This window comes from Pedosphaera parvula Ellin514, assembly GCF_000172555.1.
GTDB lineage: Bacteria > Verrucomicrobiota > Verrucomicrobiia > Limisphaerales > Pedosphaeraceae > Pedosphaera.
The window spans coordinates 37,669-51,966 of the sequence record NZ_ABOX02000024.1; the positions used below are offsets into that span (position 1 = coordinate 37,669).

11 protein-coding genes are annotated in these 14,298 nt (G+C 55.1%); 5 read left to right on the forward strand and 6 right to left on the reverse strand.

The genetic code is table 11. The annotated features are described in order from the left end of the window. Window positions 1–111: 111 nt before the first annotated feature. Window positions 112–2,250, reverse strand: coding sequence for an elongation factor G (gene fusA / locus CFLAV_RS18050; RefSeq protein ID WP_040549326.1), 2,139 nt, complete (start codon window positions 2,248–2,250; stop codon window positions 112–114). A 306-nt stretch (window positions 2,251–2,556) separates the two neighbouring features. Next, complete coding sequence (locus CFLAV_RS18055; RefSeq protein ID WP_040549327.1) at window positions 2,557–4,557, reverse strand: golvesin C-terminal-like domain-containing protein; 2,001 nt, start codon at window positions 4,555–4,557, stop codon at window positions 2,557–2,559. A gap of 306 nt (window positions 4,558–4,863) precedes the next feature. Between CFLAV_RS18055 and CFLAV_RS18060 the strand changes: the two genes are divergently transcribed. After that, the gene (locus tag CFLAV_RS18060) at window positions 4,864–6,474 is read left to right on the forward strand and encodes an ABC transporter permease (RefSeq protein ID WP_007416230.1); all 1,611 of its coding nucleotides are present in this window, start codon (window positions 4,864–4,866) and stop codon (window positions 6,472–6,474) included. Window positions 6,475–6,544: 70 nt separating this feature from the next. Here the strand turns inward: CFLAV_RS18060 and CFLAV_RS18065 are convergent, their stop codons facing one another. After that, the gene (locus CFLAV_RS18065) at window positions 6,545–7,447 is read right to left on the reverse strand and encodes a LysR substrate-binding domain-containing protein (protein WP_007416231.1); all 903 of its coding nucleotides are present in this window, start codon (window positions 7,445–7,447) and stop codon (window positions 6,545–6,547) included. A 164-nt stretch (window positions 7,448–7,611) separates the two neighbouring features. Between CFLAV_RS18065 and CFLAV_RS18070 the strand changes: the two genes are divergently transcribed. From CFLAV_RS18070 to CFLAV_RS18085, 4 genes are read left to right on the forward strand one after another with little or no spacing between them, the layout of a single operon-like run. After that, the gene (locus CFLAV_RS18070) at window positions 7,612–8,724 is read left to right on the forward strand and encodes an ABC transporter substrate-binding protein (RefSeq protein ID WP_007416232.1); all 1,113 of its coding nucleotides are present in this window, start codon (window positions 7,612–7,614) and stop codon (window positions 8,722–8,724) included. Next, the gene (locus CFLAV_RS18075) at window positions 8,721–9,764 is read left to right on the forward strand and encodes an ABC transporter permease (protein WP_007416233.1); all 1,044 of its coding nucleotides are present in this window, start codon (window positions 8,721–8,723) and stop codon (window positions 9,762–9,764) included. Before CFLAV_RS18070 ends, CFLAV_RS18075 begins: the two co-directional genes overlap by 4 nt. A 2-nt stretch (window positions 9,765–9,766) precedes the next feature. After that, on the forward strand, window positions 9,767–10,567 hold the full coding sequence (locus tag CFLAV_RS18080; protein WP_007416234.1) for an ABC transporter ATP-binding protein: 801 nt from the start codon (window positions 9,767–9,769) through the stop codon (window positions 10,565–10,567). Window position 10,568: 1 nt separating this feature from the next. Continuing rightward, on the forward strand, window positions 10,569–11,840 hold the full coding sequence (locus CFLAV_RS18085) for an NAD(P)/FAD-dependent oxidoreductase (RefSeq protein ID WP_007416235.1): 1,272 nt from the start codon (window positions 10,569–10,571) through the stop codon (window positions 11,838–11,840). 111 nt (window positions 11,841–11,951) lie between these two features. Here the strand turns inward: CFLAV_RS18085 and CFLAV_RS18090 are convergent, their stop codons facing one another. The 3 genes from CFLAV_RS18090 to CFLAV_RS18100 form a co-directional block, all read right to left on the reverse strand. Next, a complete protein-coding gene (locus CFLAV_RS18090) occupies window positions 11,952–13,064 on the reverse strand; it encodes a catalase (protein WP_202796919.1) in 1,113 nt (370 codons plus the stop codon). Continuing rightward, complete coding sequence (locus CFLAV_RS35980; protein ID WP_007416237.1) at window positions 13,006–13,305, reverse strand: cupin domain-containing protein; 300 nt, start codon at window positions 13,303–13,305, stop codon at window positions 13,006–13,008. Before CFLAV_RS35980 ends, CFLAV_RS18090 begins: the two co-directional genes overlap by 59 nt. Window positions 13,306–13,367: 62 nt before the next feature. Further along, window positions 13,368–14,297, reverse strand: a complete 930-nt coding sequence (locus tag CFLAV_RS18100; protein ID WP_007416238.1) for an NADP-dependent oxidoreductase — start codon at window positions 14,295–14,297, stop codon at window positions 13,368–13,370. Window position 14,298 lies beyond the last annotated feature (1 nt).

The following is a 14,298-nucleotide window of genomic DNA, read 5'->3' on the forward strand; positions in this document are numbered from 1 at the left end:
ACGAAAAGAGTTTTCTAAGAGCAGAGTGGAAATAGATATCCCTGACCCATTACCATAAAAGGCAAAAGGCAGAGCCAGGTGTGAGCCAGGCTCTGCTTGTTTATTTGTCAGTTACGCGGCTTCCTTAAGCAGCGCGTTCGCCACCGAGTTGGGCACTTGCGCGAAGTGTGATGGGGTCATGCTGTAAGCAGCACGGCCACGGCTCAGGCTGCGAATGGCATTGGCATAGCCCCACAATTCACTGAGCGGCACTTCGGCATTCACAACAGCACCAGTGACACGGCTCTCCATGCCGAGCACTTTGCTGCGACGACGGTTCAGGTCAGCCAGCAAGTCGCCCTGATAATCAGCTGGCGTGCTGAGTTCAACCTTCATCACCGGCTCCAACAGCACTGGACCGGCACGTCGTAGAGCGATGCGCAAGGCATCGGCAGCTGCGAGCCGGAAGGCCAGGTCGTTCGAGTCCTTCACGTGCGCAGCGCCATCCAGGACGCTGACATGGGCATCCACGAGCTGATAGCCCAACACACCGTTGCGCGTGGCATCTTCAATGCCTTTGCGGACGGACGAGTGGAACTGGCTCGGGATGTTTCCACCCGTAACCCGGTTCTCAATCGTCACGCCATTGCCGCGCGGAGCCGGTTTCACCGACAAGATGACGCGGGCATACATGCCAACCCCACCATTTTGCTTTTTAAGCAGATGATCTGCTTCGGCTTCCACTGTGATAGTCTCGCGGTAGGCAATCTCCGGAGCGCCGACCACGGTTTCCACACGCAATTCGGTTCGCAGCCGCTCACGCACGACGTCCAGATGCAGTTCACCCATGCCGGCGATCAACGTTTGCCCGGTTTCCGGATGCGTAGACACACGGAAAGTCGGATCGTCTTCGCTGAGCATCTGGAGATGCCCGGCGAGGCGTTGCAGGTCGGTTGAACGCGCCGGTTCGATGGCCATGCTGACGACCGGTTCAGGAAACACAGGCGGCTCCATCAGCAATGGCCGTTCTGCGCTGCACAACGTGTCACCCGTGGCAAGGCCCCGCAGTCCCGCGACCGCGACGATTTCGCCAGCAAAGGCAACGGCGATTTCTTCACGCCGGTCTGCATGCACGCGCACCAGTCGGCCAATGCGGTCTTCCCTGTGAGTGCGCGGGTTGAGCACACGATCGCCTTTGCGCAGAGTACCCGAGTACAGGCGCACCATGACGAGCCGACCCGTGGTGGGATCGGTCACGATCTTAAACGCCAAAGCAGCGAGCTGAGCAGCATCCTCAGCTGACACCATCACCGGTTCTTCTCCATCCAGTGCATGCGTTTCCACTGCGGGGAGGTCTGCCGGACTGGGCAGAAAATCCACGATGGCATCAAGCAACGGTTGGATGCCGACGAATTTGTACGCGCTGCCGCCAATCACCGGCACGAACCGGTTGGCAATGGTCGCGCGACGCACGGCGGCTTTCAACAACGTGGGCGGCACCGGTTTGTTTTCCAGCCAAAACGCGGCGACTTCGTCATCGCATTCCGCAATGCGGGAGACGAGTTCAGCGCGTTGACCGGCCACCAAGGCGAGAGCTTCAGGCGGCACGTCCTCGACAGTATAGCCACCCGCACGCCCTTCACGGAACAGGACAGCGACTTCGTTGATGATGTCCAATTGTCCGACGAGTTGATCTTCACTGCCGAGTGGCCAGAGCACAGGCCATGCGTTGGCGCCGAGCTTTTGATTCAGTTCGGCGACCACATGGGCAAAATCCGCTCCGACGCGATCCATCTTGTTAATGAACGCAATGCGCGGGACGCGGTATTTGTCAGCCTGACGCCAGACGGTTTCGCTTTGGGGTTGAACACCCTCAACGCCGCTGAACACCGTGACGGCACCATCGAGCACGCGCAGGGAACGTTCGACTTCAGCCGTGAAATCGACGTGGCCGGGAGTATCGATGATGTTGAGTCGATGCGCCTGACCCGCAGCAAGCTTAGTGATGCCAAGGGCGGATTCATCGCGTGGCGTCCAGGTGCACGAGACCGCGGCGGCAAAGATGGTGATACCTTTGCTTTGCTCAATGGGGTTAAAGTCCGTGGTCGTGGTGCCATCATGGACTTCCCCGGCACGATGAATAGCGCCAGTATAGAGCAACACGCGTTCTGTGAGCGTGGTCTTGCCGGCGTCGATGTGCGCCGCGATGCCGATGTTGCGGAGACGCGTGATCGGAAACTCGCGATGGACGAGGTTTTGGTTGTTGTTCATGTGTACACGTGTGTTGTTGTTATTCATATGGTTTTACTCCTGTACAGTTTTCCCCTGTGATCCGGTCCGGGATGGATGGAAAACAAAAGCCCTGACGAGTTGCGTCAGGGCTGGGGAAAATTTAGTGTGAGAAACGTGGGTCGCTTACAGCAAAAAGTTCCCAGGCCCTGATGCGCTCAGGGCTGACTGAACTGTTTTGATGATGCGAACCAACATTCTGATTAAGTTGTAAGCTGAAACAGGGTTAAAGTCAATTTCCCAGGTTTTATCGCCGTCAAGATTCCAAAGGTGAATCCAGCTGTGAGTCTACAAAGGGCGCGTGACGGTGAGAGTTGCTGTTTTACTGGGAGTGCTACCGTAAGCGTTGTTTATGAGCACGGAGTAAGCTCCTGAATCAGTGGGAATGGCATTGCTTTTGGTGTAGGAGCTGGTGGTGGCGCCGTTTATTGGGGTATTAGAAAATCGCCACTGGTACAAGAGCGGATGTGACCCGGAGGCGACCACGACCAGGCTGGCGTTGCTCCCGGTCGGAAGCGTTTGACCTGGCGGTTGAATCAGGATGGTTGGCGCTGACACCGGGCCGGAAGTAGTGGCGCTGGCCTGATTGGAATCAAGCGAAACGCCTAAAGAATTTATGGTGCGAACTACATGGTAATAGGTTGTATTGGCGAGGAGATTGGTGTCCGTGTAAGAGGTGAGATTCCTGGGCAAGATGGCGACGTTGGTGTAAGGACCGCCTTTAATGAAGCTGCGGGCCACGACAATGCCGGCGTGATTGGTGGTGGCAATGTTCCAATTCAACAGGATTTGAGAAGGGGAGAGAGCTTGAGCAGTCACGTTGGCAGGGGCGGTCGGGCCGGATCTGGCGGAGGCAAAGACCAATTTGAGTCCATCCGCGATGGCGACGGCATTCGATTCGGAAAAGTTATCCATGATGCGAATGTAAGCACCGCCTCTGGGGGCAAACGCGAATCGACCAAGGAGTGTCCAATTACCGGAGTTGGTTTGTTGATTGGCAAAAACGACAGTCTTTCCACTGGCGGAGTTGATCTCGAAAGGAACGCTGGCCGAAGCATCAGAGCGATAGACATGCCACTGGTAAACATCGTAGTCGCCACTCGTGAGGATGTTGGGTGTGAACTGCACATATTGCGAGCCGCTGCCCCGGGTAATGGTCAGGTAGTTTGTGCCGAAGGAATTCGTGTCACTCCCGGTCGCGCCGAAGAAGTTGCCGTTGTAGAAAGTCCGCACAGGAGTCCAGGCACCAGTCACTGATGCATTGGGATCGTCGATGACGATGTTGTTTACAATATTGGAAAAGTCGCCGCTGGTGCTGGCCTTGATGTTGGCCCATTGTGCGGCGCCATGGAGGTCGGAACGAAAGAAATTTGCGCCCTTATAGCCACCGACAGTTTGAGGGTTGGGGTCGGCAGTGAGATAATCGATGAACTCCATGACATCCTTATCCGGATGCGGGCTATGGTGGAGAGAGCCATAAACATCCTGGATGGGAACTATGGGTTTGATGGCATTGGTCCAATAGATGGTCTGGCCATTGATGACACTGCTGGAATCGAGAAGGGAGTTCTGCCAGTTATACCAGTTCACGTCTGTCCAATTGATCGCGGCGCTGACGGATTTGCGCAAGTTGGAGGAACTGAGGTGATAAATTTGAGGCATGACATTATCGCACCAGTAGCCGAATTCCTTGAAGGGAAAAGTATTGTGGAAACCGATGATGGGAAAGGGCGAGTGGGAGAGAAACTTGTTGGGCCAATGCGCGCGGACGGTGGAGCAGAGTTGCCAGGCTTTGGCCGGACCATTGGCGCCGATCCAGGGTTGATTACTTTGCCATTCGGCTTCGGCATCGAAAACAAAACCGTCGGCGCCCTGGTTGAAAACATAATCGGCAATGGCAATTTCACCGACGATATTGGAGCCGTAGGAACGGTTGTAGCCAAAGATCAGCATTCCTTCCTGATGGGCGATGTTGCAAAGGCTTCTGTTGAATTGGGGGAAGTCGTAGCCGCCGTTGAACAGCTGGTCGTTGCTGGCGGCTTTGACGATGATGTAACGGATGCCCTGGCTTTTGAAATACTTCATGAGGCTGACCTCATTGGTAACGGCTGAAACGCTGCCACCGAGCATGTTCGTGTTGGAGCTCATGTAATAAATCCACTCGCCCTTGCCGAGGTTGGCCGGATCAATGCCGCCGTCACGAATCACTGCGAAGGCAAGTTGATGCAGGCAAAGGATGGCCAGCGTGAGAATGGTTGCGAGGAAGGAGGATCTGTTCCAGTTGGTCATAAAAAGCGTCAGGCAATAACTCCTAAAGCGCTGGCAAGGCGCGACTCCCATGGCGGAACGCTCCACAGACAACCACTGCCGCCAGAGGTCTGAGTGGACGCAACCTCCCACGGCATAATTTTAATGAGGTGCACGGACGTTCTACGAGCCATACCTTGGAGAATGTCGAGGAACAATCCATTTGTCTATTACCAAAACATGTAGCGAAACGGGCCGTTTTGGACAGAGGGTTTGGATCGGCGCCAGTCAGGTGGGATGAGTTTCGTGATGTAAAACGACTTTAAAGAAATCAAGAGTCCGTTTAGCATGGTGGACAAGATGGTGTTGCTCCCGATAGTTGATCGCGAATTGCGCGTGGCGGCGCGGAGGCCGGGCACGTACTGGATGCGGTGTGTGGCCGCAACCGTGGTGTTGGTGGTGTTCCTGGTGGTGTTGGCGAATGGGAATGTGGCCTTGCGGCAAATGGGACCTCAATTATTGAATGCCATGGGAGTGCTGGCATTGGGATTCAGCATGTTGGCCGGGGTGTTTTTAACAGCAGATTGCCTGGCGGAGGAGAAGCGTGATGGGACGATGGGGTTGCTGTTTCTTACCGATCTCAAAGGATACGATGTGGTTTTGGGGAAGTTGGTTGCGAGTTCATTGCATTCCTTCTTCGGCTTGCTGGCAGTTTTTCCGATTCTGGGCTTGTCATTATTGATGGGAGGAGTGACGGGTGGTGAGTTTGCGCGATTGCTGCTGGTGTTTGGGGTGACATTGTTTTTCTCATTGAATGTTGGGATGTTCGTTTCGGCCATCTGCCGGGAAGCGCGGCAGGCATTCCTGGCTACCTTGCTGATTATTCTGACGCTATCCGGTGTGCTACCGACCCTTTACTGGCTGGTCACGCTGCTCGGGGTCGGAGCTGCCTTCGATCCTCCATTCTGGCCCAGTGCTCCGGTGGCGTATCACAGAGCGTTCGATTCCAGCTATCAGTTGATCAGCGGCCCCCAGCGATATTGGATGGCAGTGGGCACCATAGCTGCGATGGGAGTTGCCTGTATGATAGTGGCGAGTTTGTTATTGCCTCGAACCTGGCAGCAGGAGAAGACGCCAAGGGCAATGAAGAATGCCAGCGATGGAACCTTATCCGGGCTCCCAAGGAAACCGGGCGAGCCGATTGTCCTCGGCAATCCGATGTTCTGGCTGGGTGTGCGTGATCCCAAGGTGCGACGGCAGGCACTGAGAGTGCTGGTATTCATGGTGCCGGTAGCACTTTTCTTTTGGGTGGCTGCGATAGGTTCCAGCCATTTCCGCGAAGCATTTACTGCCTGCATTTTTACAGCCTATGCGACGCATGTGGTTCTCAAGTTTCTTATTGCGACGGAAGCAAGCCGGCGAATGAATGAGGACCGGCGTAGCGGGGCCCTGGAGTTGCTGTTGGTAACAAAGATGGAGGTGGCGGAGATATTAAAGGGCCAAAGGCAGGCGCTGTGGCAAGTCTTCCGGCCGGCGTTGCTGGTGCTGGCGGTGGGGAACGTGGGGCTGATTTTGACCACGCTCACCTTTTCGAGGCACCTCCAGATGCGAACGGACGAGTTAAAGATTTTTTTCGTAATGTTTGCCGGCGGTTTGGTCGTGTTGTTCCTGGATTTCTTCGCCATAAGCACGGTGGGAATGTGGAGAGGGTTGAATGCAAGGAAGCATCATCAAGCTGTGCTGGGGACTATTGGACAGATTTTACTGACGCCCTGGCTCATGATTTTCTTCATGGTTTTTATACAGCAGGGATTCAGGACGGCCGGTGGAGTGGTGATCGCGGTGCTGGTCTGGCTGTCTGTGGGGGCGGTGGTGGGTGTGTTCAGCGCCGTGGGCGCAAGGAACAAATTGGAGCAGCATCTGCGATCCGTGGCAGCGGGCGAGACAGGAAAAACCTAGTGATGTTGAATGATCGAGGCAATGAACACAGTCGAGCGATGGATTTGCAGAGGTGAAACTTCCCAGTGAATCAGTCGTTCCAGAGTTTGCCGGCGCTGTTCCATTCAAAGAGTAACTCGCGAAAACGTTGGACCGGAGGCGAGTCTTCGTCCTCCTGCCAGACCAATACCAACGGGACGCATTGAACGGGTTTTAGCAGAATGAAGCGGACGGCAGGACTGGGGGCAGCGACCGATTCGGTCACCACACCGATTCCAGCGCAGGCTTCCACGTAACTCATCACGGTGCCGATAAGGCTGGGCGTATGAGCGAGGCGGGGCGTGACGCCAGCACGACGGCATCCGGCAATTACGGCATCATGCAGGCCCATGCCTTCGCGGCGGGCGAGGACAATCAGGGGTTCGCGCGCGAGCGCAGTCCAGGGGACGTAGCGGCGTTTCGCGAATGGGTGGGCCACCGGCACCACAATGCCGAGTCTTTCCTGCTTTAAGACGACGGTGCGCAAACCCAGGGCTTCATTCGTAAGCACTGGACGGGTGATGGCAGCGGAGAGGCGACCTTTGGCAACCATTTCCCAAACACGTTGCGGGGTGCGTTCCTCCAGGTGGATGGTTACGAGGGGAAAGCGTTTGCGATATTCGCGGAGCAAGCGGCCGAGGAAAGGTTGTGTCGGCGGACCGATGTAGCCCAGGCGAAGTTCGCCTTCTTCTCCGGCAGCGGTGCGACGAACGCGGCGAAGGGATTCTTCGAAGTGTTCCAGCAGCATGGTTGTTTCGCGAAGCAGGACGGAGCCGGCCGGAGTGAGGCGCACATGATGGCGGGAACGTTCGAAGACATTAGCGCCGAGGATGGCTTCCAACTGTTTGATGGCGCGACTTAATGCCGGTTGAGCGATGTGCAACCGGCGGGCGGCGCGAGAAAAGCTCAATTCCTCGGCCACGGCTTGAAAATATCGAAGATGCCGCAGTTCCATGCGATAGTTGGTGATAACAACACGGCATCACCCTGATATCAAGGCTTTATTTCCGTTACAAGGCTTACCGAGGTAATAATGGGATAGCTGGCACTGAAAAGTAAATCGATGGTTCGGGAGAGCATTTTGTCCAGCGGCTCAGGCAGAGCAACTGAAAGAAACGAATGAACAACTTTAAATGGGTATTTACGGGAATGCTGGGGGCTTTGCTCCTGGCCGGCTGCAAAAAGGATGCAGAAATCTCTGCGGCTGATGCAAATAAGGTGAAGGTGGGCTATATCGGGTTGACTTGTGAAGCGCCGATCTTTACCGCCGTCGAAAAAGGTTTTTTCAAGGAAGAGGGATTGGACGTCTCGCTTGTGAAATGCGAGTGGGCAAATTACAAGGATGTCCTGGCGTTGGGTGGATTTGATGTGACGCATCATCTGGTGATGTATTTCCTGAAGCCGATTGAGCAGGGTTTGGATGTGAAGTTTACGGGTGGTATCCATCGTGGTTGCCTGCGAGTTCAGGCGGCGGCAGCGGGAAATATAAAGTCAGTCAAGGACTTGCGCGGGAAACGTATTGGTGTGCCCGGAATGGGAACCCCTCCGTTTATTTTCGCCAATCGCGTGCTTGGCGCCAATGGCATTGACCCGAGCAAGGAGATCACGTGGCTGGTATTTCCGGCGGGTGAGTTGGGGCTGGCTTTGGATAAAGGTGAGGTGGATGCCGTGGCGGACTCGGAACCGATCGGGAGCATGTTGATCGCCCAAGGCAAGGTGCGCAACGTGGCGGACCAGGCGGCAGATATGCCCTACAGCGAGGAATATTGCTGTGCGGTGCTGGTGAACGGAAAATTCCTCGCGAAGAATCCGAAGGCTTCGGCGGCGGCGACTCGTGCTTTATTGAAGGCGGCAAAATGGGTGGAAGCCAATCCAGTTGCAGCGGCGAAGCTCTCAGTGGAAAAGAAGTATCTCGCGTCGACGGTGGAACAGAATGCCATCTCGATCTCACACCTGCGTTACGTGCCGAGTGTTTCGGGCGCGGAGACGGCGGTTAGATTGGCCTCGGCTGAAATGAAACGGGCCGGGATGCTGAGTGCATCCACGGATGTTGACGATTTGGCGAAGCGCGCATTTGTGCACCTCGACGGGGTTTCCGATCAATGGCTTGACTCGCTTAAAGTTGAGAAGCTGGCGGGCAATCAGGTGCCTCAAAGTTGGGTGATCCGCGAGTACGCGAAAAACAACCCGGCGGATGTCTTTTGCGCGGCCTGTTTGTTACCAACGAAATGAACGCCCCAGTACACGAACTCAAGGAGGAGACTGTCAGCCCGGCTGCAAATGGAAAAGCCATGCCGGCTGTGAGCAGTGGAGCGACGAAGGCGTCGCGATTGCCTGTGCAGATTTTGCTGGCGATTCCCGCGGCAGCGGCAGTCGCGTTTGTGGTTCATTTGTGGGCTGCCAGGAATCAGTTGGCAGCGGAAACGCATGCTTACTCGGTTTTCCTGGGGATTGTTGCAGTGATTGCCATTGTGGCCGCAACAGGGCAGCCGTTTTGGCAGCCATTGCGGCGGTGGATGCAACACAATTGCCCGATTATAGCGGCGGCGATTTGCCTGTTGTGTTTGTGGGAGGTAATTACTTCCGGATTTCGCTGGCTGCCGATGCCGTATTTTCCGGGGCCAGCGGGCGTGCTGCAAAGTCTTTTAAACGATCGTGGGCTGCTCTTTGATAGCACGTGGCATTCGCTGATTCTTTTGCTTTCGGGCTATGCGTTGGGAGTGGCAGTCGCGCTGGTCACGGGGGTTTGCATTGGTTGGTTTCCACATGCGCGTTATTGGGGAATGCCGTTGCTGAAAGTGGTGGGGCCGATTCCGGCGACGGCATGGATTCCCCTGGCGATGGTGGTCTCTCCCTCGGCAACGTGTTCAGCCGTGGGATTGATCGCACTCGCGGTCTGGTTTCCAGTGACGATGCTGACGGCCTCCGGTATCTCGAACACGCGCGCTTCCTATCTCGATGTAGCCAGGACTTTGGGGGCGAGCCGGTCGTATCTGATTTTCAAGGTGGCGATTCCCGCAGCCATGCCGAATATATTTCTCGGTTTATTCATGGGTTTGGGCGCGTCGTTTCTGACACTGGTTGTGGCTGAGACGGTCGGGGTGAAGTCCGGTTTGGGATGGTATGTGAGCTGGGCGCAGGGTTGGGCGGAGTATGGAAAGGTTTACGCGGCGCTTATCATCATGGCGGCGTTCTTTTCAACCATCATGACGTTGTTATTTAAAGTGCGCGACCGCGTGCTCGTCTGGCAAAAAGGAACCATCAAGTGGTAACCATGTCTTCCAATAGTATAACAACCGAAGGGGCATCACTCCGTTTTACCGGGATCAGCAAAGATTATCCCACACCCGACAACGAGGAGTTACGGACTCTGGCATTGGACAACGTTTCGCTTTCGGTTGGGGCGGGAGAATTGGTTTCGCTCATTGGTCCGAGCGGTTGTGGCAAGTCCACGCTGCTGCGTCTCACGGCGGGACTTGATCAATCCAATTCTGGTGAGCTATGGGTGGGTAACGAAAAGATAATTGGGCCCAGTGCGGAACGGGGATTGGTGTTTCAAGATCCCAATTTGTTTCCCTGGCTGACCGTTCGCAAGAATATTGAGTCCGGCCTGGTTGCACGCGGCAAGCTCAAGGAAAAGCGGCATGAGGTGGATGAGTTCATGCGATTGGTTGGGTTGGAGACGTTCGCGAATGCTTATCCTCATCATCTCTCAGGCGGCATGGCGCAGCGCGTGGCGTTGGCGCGGGCGTTGATTAATCATCCGAAAGTTTTGCTGTTGGATGAACCGCTTGGCGCGCTGGATGCGTTTACGCGCATGCGGATGCAGGATGAAGTCTTGCGCTTGTGGCAGGCGCGCGGCACCACGATGGTGCTGGTGACGCACGATATCGATGAAGCGATTTACATGAGCGACCGCATCGTCATTATGACGCCACGGCCGGGGCGCATTGAACGCACGATTTCTGTTAACCTGCAGCGTCCGAGACAGCGAAATAGTTCGGAGTTTTTGAATTTGCGCGGTGAGATCCTGGAGATGCTTCATTTTGCCGGTTCACCCAAAGTTGTTGCCTGATATGAGTGAAAATTACGATGCGATTTTGATTGGCGGTGGCCCCGCCGGTTCGTGTGCGGCTGCGATTCTTGCGGAATATGGGCATCGCGTGCTCATCATCGAGCGGGCGAAATTTCCGCGCTATCACATTGGTGAATCTTTGATTCCCTTCACCTTCGCCCCGCTGGAACGGATTGGGATGATTCCGAAGATGAAGGCGTCGCACTTCGTGAAGAAGTATAGCGTCACATTTGTGCAGCCGGATGGGAGACGTTCGCAGCCGTTTTATTTTTTCAATCGTTATGACCGTGAAACCGTGGCGCAAACCTGGCAGGTGTTGCGCTCGGAGTTTGACCAGATGCTGCTTGATAACGCGCGTGAGAAAGGGGCGGAGGTGCGCGAGGAGACGAATGTAAATCGCCTGCTGGTGGAGGGTGGGAAGGTTGTCGGGGTTGAGGCGACGGACAAGAGCGGGCGCACGTATGAAGTTCGTGCGCCGATCACGCTGGATTGTACGGGCAAGGAAGCCTTCACCGCTAATCGTTTCAATTGGCGGATGCGTGATCCCTACCTGAATAAAATTGCGGTTTGGACTTATTATCGAGGCTCAAAGCGCGAAGCTGACATTGATGAAGGGGCTACGACGGTGGCTTATGTGCCGGAGAAAGGGTGGTTCTGGCATATTCCGCAGCACGATGACATGGTGAGCGTGGGGATTGTGGCGGAGGGGAAATATTTGACTCGCGGCGGTGTGAAGAGTGCGCGTGATATTTTCAATCGCGAGGTCGATGAAAATCAGTGGATTAAAGACCATCTTTTGAGCGGTGAATCGACGGGAGAATATTTTATCACCAGCGAATACAGCCGCCATTCACAGCACTGCGCCGCGCCGGGGTTGCTGCTACTGGGCGATGCGTTGGCATTTCTTGATCCTGTTTTCAGCAGTGGAGTCATGCTGGCGCTTAAGAGCGGGCATCTGGCTGGTGAAGCGGTTCATGCGGGATTGGTTGAGGGTGATCTTTCGCCGGCGCGTTTCACTGAATACGGGACCACCATCCGGCAGGGCGTCGAGAACATGCGCAAGCTGGTGTATGCCTTTTACGATCCAAAATTTTCTTTTCGTGAGGTGATCAAGAAGCATCCTGAAGCTGCCGGGCAGATTACGGATTGTCTCTCGGGAGATGTGAACAAGGATTTCAGCGAGCTGTGGGGTTGGATTCGTGAATTTGTGCCACTGCCTGAGGACCTGCCTTATGGGGAGCCGTTGAGTGAAGCGGTCGATTGGAAGGGTTGAAATTTGAGCCACGCCTCCCGATTGGAGCAATGGAGGAGCGACAGTTCTCTCATAAATGCTCTCAATCGGGAGGTTTGCGATTACAGCCTCATTTTTCTCTTTGCCGAAAACCTATTGATGTCGGCGTTGATAGGAGACGGGGTACGCAGAACCGCGCGCTTGAATCATGGGGTCGGCTGGCTCAATGCCATCGGGCAAGGCAGTCGGCAGAAAGAGCAGCGCACGTTCCGCAGTATCGCTATCAGAGACAACGTTGGTGATCTCGAGGAAGCCGAGTTCAATGGTCTTGCGCGTCTCCGGCCACGCAACTGAAGGATCGTCTATCTTGTCCCCGGGTTCCGACAGTTGAGCGCGAAAGGTGAATCTTATGGGCGATTTTGCCACTCGTTGGCGAATTTCTTCCGCCAAGTAGCCAGGTGCAGCATTCGTAATCTGTTGCGGGGTCAGAAAATGATACCCAGCCTGAGGTTCGATACGATAGCGTCCAAACTTTTCTTCGCCCTGTGCATTGATGAACTTGAAGCTGTTGACGCCGAAATAGGTAAGTGTTGCATAGCTGACTGGCGGTGGTTGTTGTGATTCAAGGAAGGACTTTGCAATTGGATGGCCCGCGAGATACTTGTCAGCAGGAGTTGGTTTGGCAACTCCTGGACCGCTTGTGCCGAGCGCGATCAGGAATTGCCGGAGCTCGTCGGCGGTCGGAGCGGGAAAGCCGTTGAATGAATGCGTCACCAGATCGCTGTCTGATCCATCCGGCAGATGGAATTTCAAGGCGAGGCCGCGCGGGTTGGCCAGACCGTCGGTATCAGAGACAGTGGGGATGCCGGCGAAATTGGAAAAGCGGATAGTCACCGGAACGGCTTTTTGGAAATGCGGTGCTTTACTCAAAGTTGACGCGGTCGGGGAAGGGATGAAGTTTCCCTCGAGCACGATTCCCTTCGCGTGGACAGCGCGATTGGACTTCTGTTTGCCAAAAACAAGGTTGAGCGCGTCAACGAGTTCGGTTGGCGTTGATTTCGTTGGCGTGGCAGGAGTGGAAGTTGAAGCCAACGTTGTTAATTGCGCGCCTTCATCGGCGATGAAAACCGCGAGCATGCTGGCCGGTTCGGTTGCGCTTGCGTTCTCGCTGACAAGGTGCTGGTTGCCGGGCGGTTCGAAGAAACTCTCACCAGCCTTGTAAACCCTGACAGGTCCGGTCGCCGAGTTTTTCAGATTTGATTGCACCTGACAGGACATAAGCGAAGACGCTGCCTGCGTGCTGATGCGCGCTTGATTTGGCCCCGGGCGCGTAGTCCACGGTGACGGCAGTGAGAGTTTTGCCAGGCACATTGGGGAGCTTCTCCGCGCGTACGGGTTTTACCTCCACGCCCGGTTCCTGTTCGTGTGCCACTCCTTGGACCATGCTGGCTGCCAGCAAGGCTCCTACAGCCACAATCCGCTTCATTTGTTTGTTTGATGTATTCATGGGTTGTCCTTTCGTGATTAATGTTTGTCGATCATGATTTGTTTCTCGTTTGAAAACGGCATTTACTCTGCGACGCGCAGAGCGATCTTTCCGCGCAGTTTACCTTCCTGGGCCCGATCGTAGGCTTCACGCGCTTCGGCCAATGGGAAAACTCCAGCGACAAAAACGCGAAGTTCGCCCGCATCTATTAATTTGACGATTTCTGCCAACTGGGAACCATCTGCGCGAACGAGCATAAAAGCGTCGCGGGTGCGCTGGTCGGTCGCACCTTCGCTTTGTGTTGCAACGGTAACGAGCTTTCCACCGGTCTTCAGGACATTCCATGAGCGTTGTAATGTGTCGCCACCCACAACGTCGAATACGGCGGAAATGTCCCGGACGACATTTTCAAAAGGCGTCTGGTGATAGTCGATCACCTCATCAGCGCCCAAGCTGTGAACAAAGTCCAGATTTGCTGAGGAGGCGGTGGCGATGACATGCGCACCGTGCCAATGAGCCAATTGCACTGCAAAAGTTCCGACGGCTCCTGCTCCACCATGGATCAGGAGGCGCTGGCCACGCTCCAGTTTCAGTCTCTCAAAGAGTCCCTGCCAGGCTGTGAGTGCGGAAATCGGGGTTACAGCCGCATGGATGTAATCAAGAGATTTCGGCTTCTGCGCGAGAGCGGTTGCAGGTGCAACACAGTACTCGGCCTCTGCGCCATTGGTAAACCAGTCGTTGAGTCCAAAGACTGGATCATCAACTTCAAATCCTGTTACACCTGCACCCAGTGCCTCAATCGTTCCTGAAAACTCGTGGCTCAAAACGATGGGAAAGCGACGAGGTTTTCCTTCGGGTGTATTAAATGTGGGAAACCATCGAAATTCGGTGGGCATGATACCAGTCGCGTGTACTTTGATTAATGCCTCGCCTTCCCTGGGATACGGTTGCGGGATATCGCCCAGAATGATCGATTTGTGGCCGGTTTTCTTTTCCAGATAAATAGCTTTCATA

Coding starts and splice junctions, on each gene's coding strand:
- fusA (WP_040549326.1), bottom strand. CDS start 2,250: ATGAACAACAACCAAAACCTCGTCCATCGCGAGTTTCCGATCACGCGT.
- CFLAV_RS18055 (WP_040549327.1), bottom strand. CDS start 4,557: ATGACCAACTGGAACAGATCCTCCTTCCTCGCAACCATTCTCACGCTG.
- CFLAV_RS18060 (WP_007416230.1), top strand. CDS start 4,864: ATGGTGGACAAGATGGTGTTGCTCCCGATAGTTGATCGCGAATTGCGC.
- CFLAV_RS18065 (WP_007416231.1), bottom strand. CDS start 7,447: ATGGAACTGCGGCATCTTCGATATTTTCAAGCCGTGGCCGAGGAATTG.
- CFLAV_RS18070 (WP_007416232.1), top strand. CDS start 7,612: ATGAACAACTTTAAATGGGTATTTACGGGAATGCTGGGGGCTTTGCTC.
- CFLAV_RS18075 (WP_007416233.1), top strand. CDS start 8,721: ATGAACGCCCCAGTACACGAACTCAAGGAGGAGACTGTCAGCCCGGCT.
- CFLAV_RS18080 (WP_007416234.1), top strand. CDS start 9,767: ATGTCTTCCAATAGTATAACAACCGAAGGGGCATCACTCCGTTTTACC.
- CFLAV_RS18085 (WP_007416235.1), top strand. CDS start 10,569: ATGAGTGAAAATTACGATGCGATTTTGATTGGCGGTGGCCCCGCCGGT.
- CFLAV_RS35980 (WP_007416237.1), bottom strand. CDS start 13,305: ATGAATACATCAAACAAACAAATGAAGCGGATTGTGGCTGTAGGAGCC.
- CFLAV_RS18100 (WP_007416238.1), bottom strand. CDS start 14,297: ATGAAAGCTATTTATCTGGAAAAGAAAACCGGCCACAAATCGATCATT.